The 21979-nt window shown below is 39.2% G+C and carries 13 protein-coding genes; 3 read left to right on the forward strand and 10 right to left on the reverse strand.

All coding sequences use genetic code 11. From position 1 onward, the window contains the following. Positions 1-122 precede the first annotated feature (122 nt). Together IE199_RS13385 and IE199_RS13390 are read right to left on the reverse strand one after the other, a co-directional pair. Positions 123-596: a hypothetical protein gene (locus IE199_RS13385; protein ID WP_189771394.1), complete on the reverse strand. Its 474-nt coding sequence runs from the start codon at positions 594-596 to the stop codon at positions 123-125. Positions 597-706: 110 nt separating this feature from the next. After that, positions 707-1021 (reverse strand): hypothetical protein, encoded by a 315-nt coding sequence (locus tag IE199_RS13390; protein ID WP_189771396.1) that lies wholly within the window; start codon positions 1019-1021, stop codon positions 707-709. Positions 1022-1276: 255 nt separating this feature from the next. Between IE199_RS13390 and IE199_RS22170 the strand changes: the two genes are divergently transcribed. Further along, entirely contained in the window at positions 1277-1369 is a 93-nt protein-coding gene (locus IE199_RS22170) for a hypothetical protein (protein ID WP_373304821.1), read from the forward strand. 213 nt (positions 1370-1582) lie between these two features. Here the strand turns inward: IE199_RS22170 and IE199_RS13395 are convergent, their stop codons facing one another. Beyond that, positions 1583-2080: a DUF6702 family protein gene (locus IE199_RS13395; protein WP_189771397.1), complete on the reverse strand. Its 498-nt coding sequence runs from the start codon at positions 2078-2080 to the stop codon at positions 1583-1585. Positions 2081-2091: 11 nt separating this feature from the next. Then, complete coding sequence (locus IE199_RS13400; RefSeq protein WP_189771399.1) at positions 2092-4551, reverse strand: M1 family metallopeptidase; 2460 nt, start codon at positions 4549-4551, stop codon at positions 2092-2094. Positions 4552-4898: 347 nt separating this feature from the next. Here IE199_RS13400 and IE199_RS13405 point away from each other — a divergent pair, with 347 nt between their 5' ends. Further along, positions 4899-5828: a sensor domain-containing diguanylate cyclase gene (locus IE199_RS13405; protein WP_189771407.1), complete on the forward strand. Its 930-nt coding sequence runs from the start codon at positions 4899-4901 to the stop codon at positions 5826-5828. A gap of 9 nt (positions 5829-5837) precedes the next feature. Here IE199_RS13405 and IE199_RS13410 read toward each other — a convergent pair whose 3' ends face one another. Together IE199_RS13410 and IE199_RS13415 are read right to left on the reverse strand one after the other, a co-directional pair. Next, complete coding sequence (locus tag IE199_RS13410) at positions 5838-7160, reverse strand: alpha/beta hydrolase-fold protein (RefSeq protein WP_189771409.1); 1323 nt, start codon at positions 7158-7160, stop codon at positions 5838-5840. A gap of 340 nt (positions 7161-7500) precedes the next feature. After that, positions 7501-9579, reverse strand: coding sequence for a winged helix-turn-helix domain-containing protein (locus IE199_RS13415; RefSeq protein WP_189771411.1), 2079 nt, complete (start codon positions 9577-9579; stop codon positions 7501-7503). A gap of 218 nt (positions 9580-9797) precedes the next feature. Between IE199_RS13415 and IE199_RS13420 the strand changes: the two genes are divergently transcribed. Next, positions 9798-11105, forward strand: a complete 1308-nt coding sequence (locus IE199_RS13420; RefSeq protein WP_189771413.1) for an alpha/beta hydrolase family protein — start codon at positions 9798-9800, stop codon at positions 11103-11105. Positions 11106-11149: 44 nt separating this feature from the next. Here the strand turns inward: IE199_RS13420 and IE199_RS13425 are convergent, their stop codons facing one another. From IE199_RS13425 to IE199_RS13440, 4 genes are all read right to left on the reverse strand, one after another. Then, the gene (locus tag IE199_RS13425) at positions 11150-16387 is read right to left on the reverse strand and encodes a DNA repair ATPase (RefSeq protein WP_189771415.1); all 5238 of its coding nucleotides are present in this window, start codon (positions 16385-16387) and stop codon (positions 11150-11152) included. 63 nt (positions 16388-16450) lie between these two features. Next, entirely contained in the window at positions 16451-18433 is a 1983-nt protein-coding gene (locus tag IE199_RS13430; RefSeq protein WP_189771417.1) for a flotillin family protein, read from the reverse strand. Positions 18434-18500: 67 nt separating this feature from the next. Continuing rightward, positions 18501-19127 (reverse strand): OB-fold-containig protein, encoded by a 627-nt coding sequence (locus tag IE199_RS13435; protein ID WP_189771419.1) that lies wholly within the window; start codon positions 19125-19127, stop codon positions 18501-18503. A gap of 198 nt (positions 19128-19325) precedes the next feature. Beyond that, positions 19326-21782: a patatin-like phospholipase family protein gene (locus IE199_RS13440; RefSeq protein WP_189771421.1), complete on the reverse strand. Its 2457-nt coding sequence runs from the start codon at positions 21780-21782 to the stop codon at positions 19326-19328. Positions 21783-21979: the final 197 nt, after the last annotated feature.

Consider the following 21979-nt stretch of genomic DNA (forward strand, 5'->3'; position numbering starts at 1 on the left):
ATTGTTTTACGGCCTTTATGACAGAGCGAAGTAATAGATTTTGCTGATTGATTAACCATTAGCTGCCTAGCGGCAGCTAAAAAAACACTATTGCCTATTGACGGGGATAAGGTTCATATGTGTTATGAATACACTACATTAACACTATGATTGTCATTAATAAAACCACGAAAATCATCGATAGAACAGCTATTTTGTTTAACTGTAATCTCTTTTGGCGCTTTGGCAGGATAGTACAATTTGATTAATTGATTTTGGCCACTCACAAACTGGCAGCTGATTTTATTAACTTCTGTGAGATCAACTTTATATTTACGAAATATGTTTAAATAAAGAGTAAGGTCATTCCCTTCAATTTTAGCTAAAGGCTTTAAGCGAGTTACAGTTTTAAACAAATAGATTGCAAAGCCGAAAGGAAAATATATCGCGTACAGTAAGAGAGATTCATCTAGGTTACCTTCACCTAATCGAAAGTACGCAGCTCTATCAACGGCAAATGCAAATATTAGCGGAACGTACAAAATCTCTGTGTTTTTTATTAAAATCTTATAAATCGGATCGTTTATTTTCTTTCCATTTCGATAGATCTTATTCATTGGTAAACACTATACCTTCCATGTATTCATAACGTAAAGCTTTGGGGAGGCTGGAGCGCAGCGTAAGCCGTCCCAGCCACGATAGTGGCGACAATAGCGCCTTGTTATAACTATATGCCCAATTCATTGCACAATTCATGGTGCTTTTCCGTGATAGCATCAATCAGTTGCAGGGAGTCAGACAGAATTAACATTTCTGGTGACAGATTATCTACTTTTATGGCAAAAGCTAAACCGCATCTACTAGACTGAAATGAGAAAGACATTTGAATCACATCATGGCTATTGTCTTTCACGCTATAAGCAAATCGCTCAATATGTGCTAATTCCTCTTCGCTGATGCCTCCATCAATCAAATCGCCAATTTTTCTCCAAAATGCGGCAATATTTCTCAAATCACAATTTGCTGAAAATTCATAATCCATTGAAGGAACACCGATAGTTATAACAGCTTATTAGAAGGCTCAAGTCTCTCTATCACCAAGCTTAAACCTTAATACTTTTGTTTAAATAGTATTCCTGATACTTATAATTTTCAACGACTTATTTCTTTTGTGTCTCGCTTTCCACGCAGAAAGCGAGATCTATTCTCTATTTCTTGTAGAAAGCGAGACAAACGCTAAGCTGTATATAAATACAACACAATTAACTCTTCATTTTTATCTTCACTGAAAGAACATATGTGGACTTGGCGTTATGCCAAAAGAACTATCGAAAGTTACTTATATTGGATCAAGTATTTTATAAACTTTACAACAAGCGCCACCCGCTAAGCTGTCACAAAGCAGAAGTAGCGTCTTTGTTAAATTATTTGTCAAATGAAAAAGTTAAGCCGCATTGATATTTATAGGTCGCTCTTCGATGTTTATCAGGTGAAATTTAAGCCAATTTTTTAGCACTATCTTCCCAAACATAACCAAGAATATTGAGCATTAAAAAAGCAGCCAAGCTTTCACCTGGCTGCTTTTTACATCGGTTAAATAAATTTATTTAAATTCGATTTTTGCAACTTCTATTGAGCCATCAAAAGTACGAGTTTTAATATCACCGCGCCCTTCAATGTTTACCGTATTAACTTGGCTTGGCCAAATATCTCGCAATGCAGAGTGTTCAACCGTTAAACCGTTTAGCAAAAACGGTTGTTTCGTTTCTTGGTAAACCCAAAAAAAGCGACCATCAACTTCAAAGCCTACCGGTGAAAGCGCAATTGGCTCACCTTGATCATTTTTTAATGAAAAGCGTTGCATCACATATTCAAAGAACTTTTCTTGGGTTTCTTTTGAATTAATGATGTCTGCGTTTTTACCAAAAATATGTTTTACCGCGTGTTCAGCATCGTGCAAATAAAATCGGTGACTGACTTCAATATTTTCAGTTCTTGGATTAAACAACACGGTACTGATTGCTGCTTTTTGTTGATGTGCTAGTGCCATGTCACTAAGTAACATCACACATAGCAATAAACCGTTAATTAAATATTTCATACTACTTTTGTTTACTTATCTTTGTTGTCGTCTTTATCTTTATCTTTATCTTCTTCGTCTTTTTTCAACTTGGTTTTGATTTCGTGCATTAAGTCGCGACGAACACCCGTTGAAGAGCTCTTAGATTTGAAACTTTCGATACGAGAAGGAATAATTTGTCGAGGGAAATGGTTGTTCTCAACATTAACATCGGCAGTTTCCCAACGAGGATCAACCACAACACTAACTAAGTTTTTGCCTTTCTCAGTAACAATTAGCTTGCTAACTGCTTTAGGAGACTTACGCCAGATTTCCGCTGGAATGTACATGTTCTCTTTAGTACCGTCTTCAAAAGACAATTCAAGAATGATAGGCATCACCAAGCCGCCTTTGTTAGAGAAGTCTAAAACATAGTAGTTTTTATCTTCTTTAACAGCGCGTTCTAGTGCTTTGCGCTCCCAATCTTTTAAGCCTTTCATAAACTTGTTGTACTTGTTACGGTCTTTATTGGTAACCGTCCAAATATCTTTTTCATCATAGATGTCTTTGATATCAGAGAAGCGTTCAACCCAAAGCTTTTGGCCTTCTGCTTTGTTGCGCTCGTCTGTTAACGACATAGGCTTGTTCTTCTCAACTTCGCGCTCACGAGCAAAGTCAATATCTGGGTCTTCAGTGTCAATACGAAGTTTGTATACGCTGTCTAAAGAAATATCTACATGATCTGTAGTGTAGAACCAACCACGCCAGAACCAATCTAAATCAACACCTGATGCTTCTTCCATTGTGCGGAAAAAGTCTGATGGTGTAGGACGTTTAAATTTCCAACGCTGTGCATATTCACGAAATGCAAAATCAAACAATTCACGGCCTAAAATAGTTTCACGTAAAATGTTTAACGCTGCAGCAGGTTTAGTGTAAGCATTTGGCCCTAAGCGCAATACGCTGTCAGACTGTGTCATGATAGGTACTTGTGTTTCGCCTTTCATGTAGTCTGTAATATCGCGAGGTTCAACTCCCCAAGGAATGTTTGGATCCCATTCGCGACCAGCAACACCGTCTAAAAAGCTGTTAAGACCTTCATCCATCCAAGTCCATTGGCGTTCATCAGAGTTAACCACCATAGGGAAATAAATGTGACCAATTTCATGAATAACCACACCAATCAAAAAGCGTTTTTCCGCTAATGAATAAGTACGTGAGCCATCATCACGTAATTCTGTGCGCGGGCCATTAAAGGTGATCATTGGATATTCCATACCACCTACTGGGCCATTTACTGATTGTGCCGTTGGGTATGGGTAGTCAAATGAAAAGCGGTTGTAAACATCCATGGTATGAATGATTGACTCAGTCGAATACTTCTTCCACAGGTCGCCACCTTCTTTAGGGTAGAACGACATTGCCATTACCACTGGATTTTCGTCATTGTCTTGCTTAAAGCCACGAGCATCCCACATAAATTTACGAGACGACGCCCAAGCAAAATCACGAACGTTATCGGCTTTAAACTTCCAAGTTTTGGTTTTGTTTGTGCCTTCTTTTTCGTTTTCTAATGCTTCTTCTTCTGTCACGATGAACACGATACGATCAGCATCTTTTGCTTTTTCTAAGCGATTACGTTGTTCTTTTGTTAGAACATTCTTTGCGTTCGTTAATACACCAGTTGATGAAACAATATGATCAGCAGGTACTGTCATTTCTACCTGATAATTACCAAACTCTAAAGTAAATTCACCTTTACCTAAGAATTCTTTGTTGGTCCATGCTTCATAGTCAGTGTAGGCATGTAAACGCGGGAACCACTGAGCAAATAAGAAAATGTCGTTACCACCTTCACGTGCATCATCTGGGAAATGTTCATAACCTGAACGAGCATTTACTGCATCTTCTTCAACAATGTTAAAAGCAAAATCTAAAGAGAATTCAGTTTTTTGACCTGGCTTAAGTGGTTTAGGTAAATCAACACGCATGTTAGTGCCAACAATAACGTATTTTAGTTTGTTGCCACTTGCATCTTTTACATTGCTAATTTGGTAGCCAACATCAACGTCATCAATAAATTGCTGACGACGTAAATCAGACAAACTAATTTTACCTGTTCTAGGATCTGACCCTTTCTGTTTGCCTAAACCACCAAAAGTTGTGGTTAAAGAGCTCATTGAGTCTTCTTTAAAGATATTTTGATCTAATTGTATCCACAAATATTTCAAAGTATCCGGAGAGTTATTGGTATAAACGATGTCTTGGCTAGCTTCAATGCGGCGCTTAGCTTCGTCTAATTTTGCTTTAATTTTATAATCAACTTGTTGTTGCCAGTAAGCATGTCCAGGCTCACCTGCCGCGTTACGGTATACGTTGGGCGTTGGTAACACTTCATCGAGTTGACGGAATTTATCTTCGAAATCCCCTTTAGTCTGCTTGATAGCAGCGGTAGCACTTAATGAAGCACCACACACTAACAAGACAGCCAATTTTATCGTTTTTATATACATGTTGTATCCTGCTCAGCACTTGATTTACGCGAAAGATGACTCGCGCAGCCTTGTGATAATATAACAAACGACGAATAAATACTCGTCGTTCGTCAGATTTATTCCCCACCTTATCGTATTTAATTCACTTTTTCACTCAAATAACGAACGAAATCATTCGTAAGTCAGATAGTTACAACACTTATTTGTTAAATTAAGAAAAACCTTGTTTACAACTCATTAAACTGTACTAGTTCAACACCGATCATATTTTGTAGATAGCTTGCAAAAAACACTTTGTGATTAACCAACATTTGCAACTTTGTACTAGGATTAAATAAGGGTATCTGCACAGATAAAACACTGTTATGGCCGAAGAATTAGACCAGGTTATTGCTAACGCACTACGAGAAGTACTCGAAGTAACTCCCAATGCTATTGGTATTTTTGACCAGTCACTTACTTTGATTTATTGCAACGATGTTTTAGCCGGTTTGTTCTGTATGACTAGAGCTGAAGCTTTAGGTAAAACACAAGAAGAAATTTTAAAGCGATCTTTTGATACTTCGGAAGGAATAAACATAGCGTCAGACGATTTTGATTCCTGGTACCAAGAATTAAACTGTAACCAACAGCAAACTCACTTTAACCAATTTGAAGCCGATACCACTGAGGGTGTTGTGTTCAAAATGACACGTATGACACTAGATAGTGGTTTAATGGTAATGTTGGGCACCGAGATTACTGAGCTCAAACAAGTACAATCATCACTTGAACTCGCACTGACTAAACTTGAATTGTTGGCGAATACTGATCAGCTTACTGGCGTATATAATCGACGATACTTTGAAGATATTGCTCGCAAAGAAATTGATCGCTGTATTCGCTACCAACAAACATTTTCCCTATTGTTAATTGATTTAGATCATTTCAAAAACATCAATGACCATTTTGGTCATCATATTGGCGATGAAGTATTAATTCATGTGACGTCTATTTGCCAGCGTCAATTGAGATTAACAGATACTTTGTGTCGTATTGGTGGAGAAGAATTTGCCATCATATTACCCAGTACAGAAGCCAGTGATGCACTGCAAATCGCGGAGCGAATTAGGGAGTCTGTTAACCAGGCAAACATCCCTGTTGATGAACATCAAACCAATATCACCATGTCAATTTCCATCGGTGTCACTGAATATAAACGACACGACATGGCGATATCCGATACTTTAATAAGAGCCGACAAAGCACTTTATCGAGTAAAAGAAAACGGCAGAAACAGTTGCCTGCTTATTTAACGGGGTTTATCAAAGCAATCGATCAAGTTGCTGTTGATATTGCGCAACCGCCATTTCGTCAGCTTTTGCTTTATCCAATGCCTGTTGAAAATGTTTAACCGCTTGTTTTGTGTTGCGCTCTATTAGATATAATTTAGCGAGTTCGCCAGATAATTGATGAACTTGGGGATGCTGTTTTATTCCTGCTTTCAATACTTTAATCGCACGTTCAACATTGTCATGCTCAGCAAAGAACTTAGCGTAGCTTGTAAATCGATTATTGATTTTGTATTCGCCTAAATAACGCTCAAACTCCTGAAACGCCTGATAATTATTTTCCTCAAGTGCGTATCTAAAAAGCGTAAAATGCGCCACTTCCCCTACCGTTTCAGGGACGCCATATTTTTTTGCTCTGCGTTTAAAATAGTCAACTATTGCCGTCACGCCACCAAAAGCTTCAACATCTTGTAATGAATAAAAAGTTAAGTCGTGATAATCATTAAACTGCCATGTCAGCCCTTTGCTTAACGCGTCAAATGGCGTAGTAAAATGATCGATATGACCACTATAGTTATCATGATAATGATAATTCCAATCGACTGTCGCTCTGCCGGCTGCTTTAAACACCTCAATTAAACCTTCATGACCTACAAGCGCGTGTTTTTCTTTTTCACCCAACGACAAATAAACCTTTACACCTAGCCCCTTATTTAACGCTAGGGTGTCTTTGGTTCTAGCAATTTGTGATTCACTATAATATGGCCCACTTGCCAACAATAATCCTTGGAAAGCTTGTGGGTAGTCATTAAAAAGGCTTAAGCCAAACGAGGCGGCAAACTGCCAGCCAAAATAGAGGTTCTGACCACTGGTATGAAAGGCGTTATCAACTTTTGGCATAATGTGTTCAACCAAGGTTTTGCTTAGCTGTGCAGAATTACTATTTAATAACTGTGCACGCTGCCTTTTCGAGTTTTGTACAAGTTTTGCGGTGTTGATGCCGACAACAATAAAAGCGGGACTTGCCGTCATGGTATGAATACCGGCACTTAACGTTTGTTGAAAACCTATGGCGTTGTAAAGGTAATGTTGCCCGTCCATAACATATAGTACAGGCAGGCGAATGTCTTTGCTGTTGCTGGGAACAAAAACGTCAAGACTTAAGCCTTGTTCTAGCTTAAGTTGATAAAAGTGTCCCATGTCATTGTTATAAACGTTAGTAAACTTGTGGTCTTTGGCAAATGACATCGAAGAACACAAAACGGTCAGCCAAACAATGGTTTTGCATAAGTTACTGATTAATGTTGCTGTTGATATGCTACTGAAATTTTTATAGCGCAATAATGATAAAAACAAAATGATCCCCTTTCCTATTTAACCTCAGGTTTGTATAAGAAATAGTGCTAAATCAAAGAAAACAATAAGTTAGCAATCTCTTATATTTCTAGGACGATATTTTTGTCTGAATTAAAGGCATTTTGCAGCAGGAATAGCTAGCTATTTCGCTTCAAAATAACGCAGAAGTCAGTAAAAATAGCACCTAGAAACGCATTGTTTATGCGAAGCTGAGGTTATTTAATTAATTTACGCCTTTTTAAATGGCAGGGGCAAGCAATACAACCTTAAACCCAGTTGTTTAACTGATGATGAGCTGATGTTTAACTGATGCTTATTCTATTGCTTAAATATCAACAAGTTAAAATAGCTTAACTAGCTCTTTTCGAGCAGAAATTATTTGAGTTGTTAGTAAGTTATCGGCCTTTACGTCAGTAATAAAGGTGGTTTTATCTTTCAGTGTCATCAGTGTGTTAATGCTTGACTGGTTATACGATTTACTCATCAAGTGTCGGGTTTTATGGTTAGTCCAATAAACGCCATCAATCGCAAAAACTGCCACATCCACTTGTTCAGCCAGAACTTCAGGGCTGGTTTGTTGCAGTTCAGCCATCGCTATTTGCATCAAGCGATCATCTCTATCAAGTACGTATAAGGTGTCATCTCTAATCGCGGCACTTGCCACATTGTCGATGCCTAAAGAGGTTAGTTCACCATTTGTTAGATTCACCACATATAACTCTCTAACTTTATGATGGTTTGCGCTGATTAAAACTTCATTATCGCTATACCAATCTAGAACAAATCGAACAGGTACTGACACAGCATGTATTTGACTATTGCCCTGCAAGTCTACTTGCACTAACTGGTCATTGGCAGAAAGTAAAAGATGTGTTCCATCAGGAGACCAATGAATGTCATTTAAATTGCTCCCTTGACGAAACCTTGTCAGAGGGTACGCATGCTGTAGATCAGTTAACCACACCTGCTCTGAGCCATTTTTATCAGAAATATAAGCAATTAAATCACCATTAGGTTGAAACTTGGCTTTTCGTTCAACCGCAGTACTTCGGCTTAAACTTTTATAAGGCTGAAACTCTTGATTAAAACTACCTTGTACCGACTGCCAAGTTGCCTCATCAGCTAGGTTTATCAAGGCGACATCAGTGTCTACATGTCCACGCACACCAACTAAACTTTGCATATCAGGTGCCGCAGTCACCATAATTATGCCCTTTTCAGCTATGGTTATCTCTTCTGTTTTACCCGATAAATAGAGATTAAAAGTGCCCGAATTATTGGCATAAATAAGGTATTCGCCATTGGCGGCAAAATTTGCTTCAACATAATCATATGCGCCAGATTGAACTGGACGTTCAATCAATACTTCAGATATTAACTGTCCCTGCTCATCCAGCAAGATAAGCCAATCATTATGATCGCTGTCTCTGGCGATAACAGCAAACGTGTTTGTCGCAGCATGGTGATCATAATAATAAATGCGCTTTTCACTATTTTGATAAATGGGTTGTTCAACTTGGGTTCTGTTGTCAACCTGCATCAATTGATAACGATTTTGTATCATTTTTAAAAATGCGACTTTGTTATTGCCCAACCCATGGGCAAGTTCAATTAAGTGTTGATCACAACGATGTACAGTATTTAATTTCGCAGGTGCAGTTAACGCTTGAGCAAAATCAACCGATTGAATAGACCAACAATTATTAGTGGAAGCTTGAGGAGTGCAGCTTTCTTGCACTGTGGTAAATATCTGACTGCCATCAGGTGAAAAGCTTGGCAAAGTGTAAACAGCGTCAACTTGTGTTAATTGGCTTTCTTTGCCTGACTCAAGGTGTTTTGCCCATATTTGGCTCTGGCAAGTGCCGATCATGCGGGTAAAAATTAAATATTGTCCGTCGGGTGAAAAAGTTGGAAATAAATCATTTTCTTCACTTTGGGTAAGTTCTTGTATGTAATTATATTTCACCATTGGCGACGATGACTGATGGTGCCAAAAAAAAACACTCGCGACTAATACCAGCAAAAATAAAATTAAGCCGCTTTTAAAACTAAAGCGCTGAGGTGATGTAGCAGTTTGCTCTAGCGTTTTGTTATTGGTTTCAATGATTTCAACACGGGCCGTTAATCGATAACCAATTTTTGGATGTGTAACAATAACCTCCTGGCGTTTTGCATCATCACCTAACACTTTCCTTAATTGTGCAATGCAGCGCTGCAAAGCATTAGGTACCACTTCAACATTGGGCCAAATCGCATTTTTTATCACGTCATGCGTCACCACTTCATTTTGATGCTTGGCCAATAGCGCTAATACTTTTAGGATTTTAGGCTCTATCGATTGTGTATTATCGTCAATAGTCACGGTTGAATGTAAAAGGTCAACCAAAGTGTTATTAACATAAAAGCGAGTGGCAAACATAAAACTTCATTAAAAAACGGCAATTCGCTCATTGTAGCGAGGGAAAATATCAATTGAAATAACTAACTAAAGAAGTGCCGAAATATCACTTTTTTAACTAGCGTAACAGCTATTACAGTAATACATCAGCAATTCATCAGCCCGAAAACATTGTACTCTAGTGACAATTATTCAAAGGTAGCTTTAACTTTTGTTTTAAAATACAAATCAGAGGAACAATGAAGATTTTTAAACAAGTTACTTTTTGCCTATTAACTATTTATTTAACTTTTGGTGTGATAAATCAATCTATCGCAAATGACACGATACAATTTAACACCAACGAATTTAACGCTAATAAATCATTAGTCATAAAACTACCCGAAAGTTATCAGCAATCGCCCAATCGACATTACCCTGTTGTTTACCTGTTAAATGCTAACGACTTTTATTTTGGTGATATCACCGAGCATTTTGAACAAACCATCACACGACTAACTTTGCAAAATCGCATTCCTGAAAGCATTGTTGTCTACGTGAATAATAAATCTTGGTATCAAGACGCTATAAACCAAGGTGACAGTTTTACAACTTTTTTAACTGATGAGGCGATTACAGCAATCAGCAGTAAGTACCGAGTGTTAAACAAGCACATACTCGTTGGACATTCGTACACAGGTGCTCTTATGGCAAAAAGTTTTGCCAAGCTGAGTAAGGCATTTACTCATCAACTGATCATTTCACCAATATTCCCAGACGTTGATTTTATCCGAGGTGCAGCCAATGCTCAGCAGCCGTCAATGACCAAATACCAGCAAGCACTCTTATTTGTTGACCCGCAAAATCAACTAGATGTTAGCTTATTAACTGACATGTTATCGGCATCACAATTGCCAGAGTATTTTGATGTTAGCGTTGAACAACACACGGGGCACTTCACTGTGTTACCTGTTGCAATAACTAAAGGTATGGCAAAGATCTATGCAGACTTTTTACTGACTGAAGAAAAGTCAACGCCACTTAGTCTTGAGCAAATCAAAAGCCAATATTTAGCCGTACAAAATAAATATCAACAACCTACTGAACGCCAAGACATAGACAGTATTATTACCGCTTTTGCCTCGAGCTATTTAGAACAAGGCTATTTTGAGCAGGCTTTTGATTTGTGGCAGCACAGTAAAACTAAATTTAGACATTATTTTATTAACAGAGCGGCACAGCGTTTCATGGCTAAACATAACTACCAAAGCGCAGAGCAAGTATGGCTAGGGCTAGCTAAAATATTTCCAAACTCTCCTTACGTTTGGCAACACCTTTTAAACCTTGCTGATACAACAAACAATAACAAACTAAAACAACATGCTACGTTAGGCTTTGATAGTGCCGTTAAGCAATTTACACAACAAGATCACGCCATGTGGCTGGCCTATATCGAACAAACACAGTCGATCAATCAACAGTTAAAACAAGCAGTATTAATCCGAGTTCTGCAGCAAGAGCCAAATAATGAAAAAGCACAAAGTCTTTTACTTAAACAGCATGACTAAGTGACATACCTCACGCCCCAATTTAAGCGCTTTAAGAAGTTAACTTACTCAATGGAGTTAACTTCATCACTGCTATCTACTTTTGTCTGATTTTTATTGTCAGTTGACAGTTCTCTGCTGATTTTTTGGATTGGCGTTTCTTTTGTTGTCGAAGCTTTCCCCGCCGGATGATTCAAATTCGACAACACATTTACCAGCTCGCCGTCTAATTGCTGCTTGTCAGCAAGTGTCTGTGCAAGAGGTGAAAATACGCTTTCAAGTTGCTGAGAGAACAAGCCAAGCACTTCACTTAAATCATGACCTTGCTCAGATTTAGCTGATTTGTTTGGCTTTAAATCACGAACAGCGTCAGTTAGCTCAGATAAGTTAACACTATTGGGTTGTTGTAATATCTTCGCCAAATTTGTCAATTCCTTCTGCACCAATGAAACTTGCGAAGCAATATTGGCCACAGGGTTGTCACTACCACCCAGATTTTTATGGCGTACGTACTCTTCTTTGATTTGTAACCAACGATGCTGATCTTCTGGAGTTAAGGTGTTTCTTAACTCACCAAGCTTAAGTAAATTCTCTTCAGCACCAACCGTTAATGTTTGTGCTTCACCGCGATAGTGATCGGCTATCAGCTGCTCAATTTCTTGCTCTGTCATCACAGGCACAACTTTTTCTGCCATTTTATTCATGTTGCGATAACTTCCCTGCAACTTAAATGGCGGCTCTATCCGATATTTATCATCTTGAGCGGCAGAGGCAATATACTGCTCGTTGGTTTTTAACACCGTTTGTTGTATTTGCCTAATGCGCTTAATCACTGCGATGATTTCGTTAACTTCTGCTTGAGAGTATCCGTGTTTTAAATCACTGGCATTGACCGGTTCGCCATCAGCTTGTTTGATCAGCTGATACAAGTCATCCATATCTCGTGTTGCCAATGGTGCTAAATAACGGTTACTGGTTAATGAGTTTTCGATAAAACTCAATGAAAATTCATATTCTCGGCCACTTAGCGTGTCACCTAGATTATAAATATCTGCTCGGTTCGCCAACATGTCTGGGATAGTGAACGCTTCGCCAGACTCTGTATAAGGGTTGCCCGCCATGATCACAGCAAACTTTTTACCGCGTAAGTCGTACGTTTTGCTTTGTCCTTGCCATACACCATCAACCTTTCGAGAGCCATCACACAGTGAAATAAACTTTTGCAAAAACTCAGGGTGAGTGTGCTGAATATCATCGAGATACAACATCACGTTGTTACCCATTTCAAACGCTAGGTTAATTTTTTCTACTTCACTCCTAGCCGTTGAGTTATTTGCTTGCTCGGGATCGAGTGACACTTGGTCATGACCAATAGAAGGGCAATTAACCTTAACAAAAGTCATACCTAACTTACTGGCAACATATTCAATTAACGTAGTTTTACCGTAACCTGGTGGAGAAATAAGTAACAATAAGCCCATTAAATCGGAACGCTTTTGGTTGCCTGCTGCGCCAATTTGTTTTGCTAAATTAGCCCCAATGATCGGAAAATAAACATCGTTAATTAACTTGTTTCGTACAAAAGAAGATAAAGCTTTAGGCTGAAATTCACGCATATTCAGCTGGGTTCGCTTGTGCTCTAATACTTGTTGTTTTTGCTGATGAAATTGCTTAAATGCTGGCACATGTACATCAACAAATTCTGTTAACCTTGAAACAAACTCTTGATAATTAATAGTCAGCTGACGATCAACAATATTGCCGTGTTGCCCTAAGAGTTCCGAGACTGTTTTGTCCGTTTCAGCGGACGAGCTATAAAACTGAGCAGCCTCGCCAAAGGTCATTAAACATGCAGCTTCCACTAAAGTATCTTCTGCTGCCTTGATCTGTTGATTCTCAGAAAAGGCACTTAGCCAAGCATAATAAAGTGCATATTGCTGCCCTGTGTGCTGGCAGGCACCAATTGCTTGTCCAATAGAATGTTCTAAGTTATTAGCTTTGAGTTGTAGTTTTAGGTCTTTAACGAGAGTTTGACTGGCTTCTTTGGTCACAAAGCTAGAATTACCCTGTGACAATTCTTCGAGTAAATAACGTGCCGCCAAAGCAGGTTGAGCGCTCAACCATACATGTTGCTGCTGAAAATCACTCAACAGTTCAGTAAATTCAGCTAATAAATCGTTGCGCAGTCCACTAGAGCCAAAGGTTTGCTCCATCATATTTAAATTTACGCAACGGTTTTGTATATCGATACGACTATTATCATTGAGCTGCATGCACCAAAAAGCAAGTACTAGGCGCTTTTCTTGGCAAGGATAAGCAAGTAAACCAATATCAGCTTTTAACGATAACAAAGCGTTTAAAATCGCCACTGCGTCTTGGTCATGTACCCCCTTGTCATAACCTTCTTGATACCGTTGTTCGACATAACGTTGAACAACTTTTATCAAGCTATTATCACTTGCGGCGGCGGTTAATTCGGCGATAGCTTGCAGCCCTTTCTTTTCAGCGTCAAATAAAATACTTGCCGCCAGATATTCACCGCGATACACCGTGCTATTTTCTGATATTAGGTCTTGTTGCCATAAATATTGAGTACCAGCAAACATCGAGCTGTCTATGACTTCAAAATATTCACTGCCAGAAATATGCAACAGCATCTCGTTATCTCTTGGCAGTAACGTTAGCTCTGGCTGTTGCTTATTCACGGAAAATTGATGATCGCCAATTTTAACTAAACTGCCGTCTGCCGAATAAATATCTGACTTATCACGTAATGCTCGAACCGCCTGCTCTTTAGCGTTTTTTAACTTAGCGTCTACATCGTCAGCTTTAACATGATCATCTAAGGCTCTAAGCTGCTCAACTAACTGTCTAAGCTTTGTCACCATAGGGTCTGCGGCAAAATAGCTATTGAGTTTATCTAGGCTGTCAAAACCACTGGTTCGACGGTCGATTCCAGACAAAATACGCTCTGCCGCTGTAAATAACGTCAAACAGCGCTTTTGCTGCGCATCCATCAATTGCTGTTTATGCTGCTCGAAGTTGTCATATACTTCATCGCGTTTTGCCAAGATTTCGCCATGAAACTCATCATAGTCACTAAATTGGCTTTCTAATTCTTCCAGCTGGATCAATAACTGCGATAGCTGCTGATCACACTCTTGAGGTGTGTTACTGGCGTTGAGCGCACTGGTTACGCTTTGGTTTAGTAATTTAAATCGTGCGCCAAATTCAGCACGAGCTTCATCAATACCAACATTTTTCACTGCTAGATCAGCGTTAGCATTAACTCGGTTAACTAAACTAAAAACCGCAGAGATATCTTCCAGAATACGTGTACGTTGTCTGCTGTCTTCAATATCTATCGACAACATAGTTTGATTAAGTAACTCAAGCCCTGCAATAAGCGTTTCAATGCGCTCTTTAATCGGTTTTAGCGCAGAAATTGCATCACATTGAGCCACTGCCTGTTCAATCGATTCTATTTCTTGATAATAAGGTGTTAATGCATTTTCTTGCTGTAAAAAATCAGCCGTTTGTTGGCTTAATGATTTGCTTAATTGGTCAAGTTGTTGGTCTATTTGATCGATGGCCTCAACATCAATGTATTTAAGTTCTTTGTGAGAAATAAGCTCACCTTTAAAGCCAGATAATGCCACCAAACCTTCAACATATTGTGCCGCATTATCTGCCGACATATCGGCCAATTCACTTGAAAGTTGCGCAAACTTCTCTTTTGCGCCAATCAATGTTTCATCTGAGTTTTGCTTAATTGCGGTAACTTTTTCAAACTCATCTAATGCCAATTCTGCCGCTTCAACCACCTGTTGTAACAATGCATACAAAGAAGCTAGCTCTGAATCATTTAACCAGTGATAGTGGTCAAACAGTTGCTTCGCCTCTTTGACCAAATCGTTAAAGTGCACCATGCTAGGCGTTTTAACGCCAATTAATTTAACCACGCTGTAAAGTGCAGAAATACCTCTTACTAATTCTGCATTACCTATTTTTCCAAAGAAGCTGTTATCCGCTGGTTGGCTGCTCGCGTGCTCTTCACTGCAAAATGGTGTTGTCCATATTTGCATTGAGTGCAGTCTTGATGGCTCAGATTCGGCTGCAAAAATTACTGCTCGGCCATTTTCGTAAATACTTTGACCATGACCGTAAATCGGGTTTTGTAGCGTTCTCGTAATTAAGTTATAAGCAAACAACGCATATTGGCCTGCACTTGGCTCATAAAAGATGTAGAGAAAGTCTTCACCGTTAGGTGACTTGATAATGCGGTGAAGCTCTAAATTATCGGATTTGTCATCAAAACTTTTATGGTCACCATTTTGTAAGTAATAGCCACCGGGGAAAATAATGCCATGATCTTCTGGTAATTGAATACAGGAATTTGCAATGGCATCTTGTCGCAAGACCTGCTGAGTTTTGGTATTAAAAATTAAATGGCGAGTGTGCTCTTCACGATAAGGCTTCACCTTTAACAGGATCAGTTCACCAACCATAGCATAATCAATATCAGCATCATCAAGTGACTGGTGTGTATCTTCCACTGGTTCACTATAAATGCCTTCGCCTGCCTCAGTATTATTTTCCACTTTGAGTGTTAGATTGCCACCCGTGCATTCTACAAACAAAGTATCAAACAAGTTGTAATGGGCAAACTTGCCACTTACTTGCTGGTCACGAGTTACACTTTGCCATTCAAAATCAAAGTTTTCAGGCTGTTTTAGTGCACGTTCGCCTCGGTTATCGATGTAAGTCACTTGGTGGTTAGCATCGATTGCCCACTGAAATACCCGAATATCATCGAGACGTTCACCTATCTGAAATATGGCAAACACTTTGCTGCCTTGACGGTAAACATGTGCTAGGAATGTTTTTTTGTAATAGGTGTATAGCTCATCAAAATCACGAACAAATTCTGGCTCTTCCAGAAAACTGCCTTCAATAGGTAAGTCGACAATATCGACACCTTCGTCGGTAACTTCCAACTTATGCAAACTGAAAACATCCGCCACGGTGATGTTACGTTTTAGACCCAAAAATACGTTGTAGCCAAAAAGTAAGATATCACCAATGGCTGCGATATCACGAGCAACGCAGTTGTTTTCTGTTCTCACTCTAACACGAGACTCAACCGCCATATCGGTATCACCAAAGGTATTGATACGATCGGTGTTAAGTTGTTGAATTTGTGTATTTAGCTCTGTACCTAGGTGGGTCAGTCTACGCTGAATTAGCTCGTAAGAACCGCCTTCTGCAACAGCCTGATTAGTGACATTGTCCTGAATTGCCATGAAAAACTCCGTGAAGATTGGGCAGCCACTTATGTTATTTAGAGCATAAGTGGCTTAGTAACACTATTTAACGTCGGTTGTATTTTTGTCACCTAAATTTAATAAGTTTGCCAACATACCTTTTTGGCTATCGTCTGCGTTGTTCAGTGTTGATAACAACTTAGCCATATTAACGTTTTTCAATGTTTCACTGGTTTGATTAACCCCTGAAAGCACCCCTCCTAAATCATCCATAATATTGCGATCACCGTTTAATTGATCTTTGAACAGGCTTTGAACCGTTTCACTCTCGTTAACTAAGCCATCAATTGATTTACCAACGGTAATAGACTTCATGAACTGTCTTAAGAACTCTCCGTCACCGCCCATGATATTAATATTGGCTTCTGCAAGTGCAGTTGCTAGAACTTGGGCTTGTTTTTCAGCTAAATCAACGCTGTTATCTAGTTTTGCAAGCGTCAACTCACGTTCTTGATTTAAGCGTAAGCCAAAGGTTTCAAATTCACGCGCTTGCTCTGACATGGCGTTTAATACTTCTTGTTTCTCTCTTAAACCTGTTGCCTCTGCTAGGGCTTTTTCTTCGATACCTTTTGCTTCGGCAGTCAATTTAAGTTCAAGCGACTTAGCAATCGCCTCACCTTCTTTCTCTTTAGCCTCAGCTTGCGCCAATGTTACTTGTGCATCAGCTAAACCAGCTGACGCGGCTTCTGCTTGGTTACCTTCAGCAAGGATCTTCTTAGCTTCCGACTGTTTAGACGCGGCTTTTAACTCTGCATCAGCAATAACTTGTAGCTCTTTCGCTTTAAATTCTGCAGCCTGCTCTTTAGCCTTAGCTGCTTCAATATCTTTAACTAACGCTTCTTCTGCTTCAGCCTGTGCTTTTATTACTTGTTCGTCTTTTAGGCGCGTTGCTTGTGATACCACGCGAAGATCTTTAATTCGCTCTTCTTCTTCCGCAACACTTTTTTCAACCGCTATACGCTCTTTTTGCACCTGAGCAATATTTTTACGTTCAACTTCTAGCGCTTTTTCTTTATCTATACGTAAAGTTTCTACTTCTTTTTCACGGTCAATAGATTCAATTTGACGAGCGCGAGTTACTTTTTCTTGTTCAATTGCCACAGCTCTTAAGCGGTTCTGTTCAGCAACTTCAGCTTCACGCATTTTGTTTTCTTCAGCAATAGCAACAGCTTGCTCTGTTTGAATGCGTGCTTGCTCAGACTTAGCTCGCTCTTCTTCAACAATTTTAGCTGTTTCTGCTTCTTCTCTTGCTTTAACAGTAGCAATCTCACGTGCTTGTTTAGCGGATGCATCAGCCAACTGGCGGTCCAGCTCTAATCGTTTTTCTTCTGCTTCAATGTCTTGACGTTTAATTCGTATTTCTTCTTGGCGTTTTAAATCGTTAGTTTGAACACTTTGTTGCGCCGTTAATTCAGTGATTCTGCGAATACCTTCTGAATCCATAATGTTGTTTGGATCAAGATCGTTAATTGACGTTTGCTCTAAAAAGTCGATGGCAACATCTTCTAAAACAAAACCAGATAAATCTTGCCCAATCACTTCTTTAATTTTGTCTCTAAAAATATCACGCTGAGTAAATAATTCAGTAAAGTTAAGCTGTTTACCTACCGTTTTAAGGGCTTCTGAAAATTTCGCTTCGAATAATTCTTGTAATGTTTCAGGGTACGCAGAACGTTCACAACCTACCTGCTTAGCAACACGTAAAATGTCTTCTTTAGTTTCATTTACACGGATATAAAAGGTGATGATGATGTCAGCACGAATATTATCTTGGCATATCAAACCAGAGCGACCTTTACGCTCCAGTACCATACGCTTTGTTGAAATATCCATAACTTCTTTTTTATGGATAATTGGAATGACCATGCCACCAGTTGTACTAATGGTAGGCTCAGCTCTGAGCTTATTGATAATGAGGGCTTTGCCTTGTTCTACTTTGTTATAAAACTTCGCCACCATGATTAATAAAGAAAAGACGACTAATACGCCAATGCCAATAGCTAGGTAAAGTGGTTCCATTACCATGTGTTCTTCCTCTTTGTAGATGTTGGCCTATATTAACGGCCTAAAATATGGGTAGGTTATATTCAAATTAGATTGCATAACGTGCAACGATATAGACGTGCGAATCAGCGTTATATTCGATGAGTAACACTTTGTCGCCACGATTAAAAAGCTGATCTTCGGCGCAACGAACATCAAGTAAGATTTCTGCACCGTCGTTAAAAATTTTTGCTTGACCAAATGTTGGCGTCACGCTGCTTGTTGAAATGGTTGCTTCTAAACCAACAAACTTAGCACTGCTTGCCGTTTCAGCAGTGGCAAACATAGACTTAAATGGTCTTAACATGATTGCCGCTATTGGCAGTGAGATAAAAAAGATAACGACATTTGCAATCGCCCCAGCGCCAAAATACAGCCAACCACTGGGTAACAAATCAAGCACATAATACTGTGTGTAAACGCTGATTAGCCAACACACGAGAGCAACAATGCTAATGACCAGTGTGAAAGGAATACCAGATAAGCCAAACGTTAACATAAAGCCAGATAGACCACCTATTGAACCATCGGCGTCAATATCCGCGTCAACATCACCAGAGAAGTCTAAGTCGACCAGCCCTAAAAGACCAACAATCCAATAAACAACGACAACTCCCAATACCACAGAAAATATGACAGTTGGGAAGTTAGTAGAGACTTGAAATAGCTCTTCCATGCTTCATCCTAAAAATACATCACCTAATAGCAAGGAGCATCTAAAGCAATGTGTATTATCAATAAGTTGATTAGTACCTAGCACCATCAACGTAAACAATTTGTTAATAATAGAGAAACTACCACACAAAAATACGACTGCCTATAAAAAATTTCTGCTAAGCCTTTGTGCTTATTCAAACCTTGCTATTGAATTGAATTAAATAAACTCAGTAAAAGGAACCAATTCATTCTTTAATAGCCAATATTGTGTAATAGGGTTATGAATTGGCGAGTCGCTAGGCACCAATTCGGTTTTACCCCAAAAAACGGGATACCCCATCAACTTTGATTCGGCTAGCAGGTTTTGCTCAGGTAAAACAATGCGATAATAACCGTGTTTGTCTTTAAAAAAGCCATCGCGGTCTATGATCAATTCACCATTTTTAACATTGTAGCCAGTCCACACTTTTTGTTTGCTGTGCCAAGTTGCAAAACAAATCAGGTACAGTTGATTGTTTTGTTTGCTAAGCCTTATTGGGTGGCGATCATCATCAAAGGTATTTTTGCCATCAAGTTCAAAATCACCATCAGAAACTGGCACTCTAAGCTCTACCACCACCTCTTCTATCTGCTGATATTCAATGGCATTTATTTTGTCTTTAATAAAACTGGCCAACATGCTCAGTAATGGCCCATTAATTAAACCTAAATTTAACAAATTTGACGATGTGACCATTTGCTCAACGCGGTTTGAAAGTGCCATCAACCCCATTTTAAAATGGGCCATATAGGTGTCGTATTCAGGGTAGTTTTTATCAAATGGCGCTGGCAATGTTGTTGGAACTTTACCATGTGGGATCGCAGAGGCTTGCTGCATAAATTCCATTGCACAATACCTGGCAACGTCTACCTCATAACGGCTTGGTATCGGCGACATAAAACCCGCAAATGCAGCTATAGGACTTCCCGGTAAAAATATTTTTTCGAAATTTTCATCAGACTTTTTATAAAATGGACCAATCGCAATGAGTTGGCTATTGCGACTTTTTGCCGCTAACCCACTAATAATATCAACAAAACTAAACACCAATGCCGTCATGATTTTCTTTTGTTCGTCTGCAGAAAACTCAGTGATGTCATTACTGACGTCAATTTGCTCTGCTAATGGCGATAAATCTGCGACAACGGAGTCTTTTTCATTAGCTAAGCGCCAGATTTCACCGGCAATAGTGGTTGGCAATGTAGGAATGGGATCTTTGTCAGATAATTCAGTTAAAAAATTAGCGATTTGAGCTTTTAAATTTAAAAAATTATCGTTATTTGGCGCAATAGCATTGGTAATACATGCTCTGAGCTCATTTCGCATTAATAACTTGTTTGCGATTTGAAAAGTGCGATGTTCCTCTTTTGCTTCGGCTTGTGCACTAGAAACGGTTGCCTGAGTCACTACTTGCCCAATAAGCTTATCCAGCGACGTTTTTTGATATAAATCGTTACCGTCAAATGCTCTAAAAACTTTTAGCGGCCCTGCTAACGCTTGTTGCGTCTGCCAATCGGTCAACCCAGGTAAATAATAATTAGGCTCAGCACCTACGTTAGGGTCAACAAAAATTATCCTTCGTTCATAATTGGTATTTTTATCTAAGCCATCAATATGAGAAGCAAGTTTAAACGCTTCAGCAACAGGCTCGTTATTAAATGCTCCACCATCTATGTAGCTAAACCGCCCAGAGCTTTCTCCTTTATATGGCCATAAAGTCGACGGATATTCCCAGTTGTATCGCTTTAAGGTCACTGGCTCAAATGCCACCGGAAAACTGCCACTGGCGACAGCCGTTGCAACGATATGCTTCCAGTCGTCACCAGAGCGTAGGTCAAAGGTTTCATCAGGTATTTGATCGCCCCAATGCAAACGGACCCAACGTTTAGGGTGCTGGTCTTGTTGGGATAGTTTTTCACTTGGCACCGCAGCAAAGTTAATATCAAATATTCGCATTTCTTTGTGCTGAAACGATGTAAGTGCATCATTGGTTGCAATATTGCTATCTTTGGCAACGGGATATAATTGGTAAGCTTTAGCATGAATTGGGTTTAAGTTGGCAATGCTGCAGCCATAAAGTACTCGATTAGCCAGCAACATGTGTTTTGCTTTATCACTGTTTTTATATTGCCCACTTGAAGGCATTAAATTTGCGCGAGCAATATCCACCACTGTTTTTTTATTGACCACACCACATTGAAATTTAAGCGGTGGAATATTGGCATCGCCATCTGGTTCTAACAATCGCTCTAAAGTAATTTGGTTAACCCAAATATCATTCATCACCTCTTGTGCCAGTTGAGCATCAACTAATTGCTGTTGCTTTTTATCACTAAACCCTTGCCACTTTTTGTCACTAATATCGTAAAGCGTTTTTAATGATTGTATTGCATTGTTTCTTTTTTCTGCGCCTTTATTGGGAAAAGCTAAACATTTGAGCATGATCCCTAAGCTCATTGCCCCAGCACTGGCACCAGCAAACACATCAATTTCAACACTATCATAGGGTTGATTTTGCCCATCGACACCATAAAGCAAGGCGAGTTTTATTGATTCAGTCAGTGCAGCGCCACTAAATGATCCCAGTGAAACACCGCCGCCCATTGCAAATCCTAGTTTTAATTTAGTTGCCATATCCATATACCTATCCGTAGCCTCACCACTAAGATAGTTTATTTTTTAGGCATGGCAAATTAAAAACTACTTAATGCTCTTGTACGGAACAACACTGCGAGATAAACGTATTTCTGACATAACTCTAGCTAAGCAACATATTGATTTAGTTAAAAGATACTCTTCACTGCCAAACAGTTGAAGCAATATTGGTATGT

It is taken from the genome of Thalassotalea marina (assembly GCF_014656435.1).
GTDB lineage: Bacteria > Pseudomonadota > Gammaproteobacteria > Enterobacterales > Alteromonadaceae > Thalassotalea_C > Thalassotalea_C marina.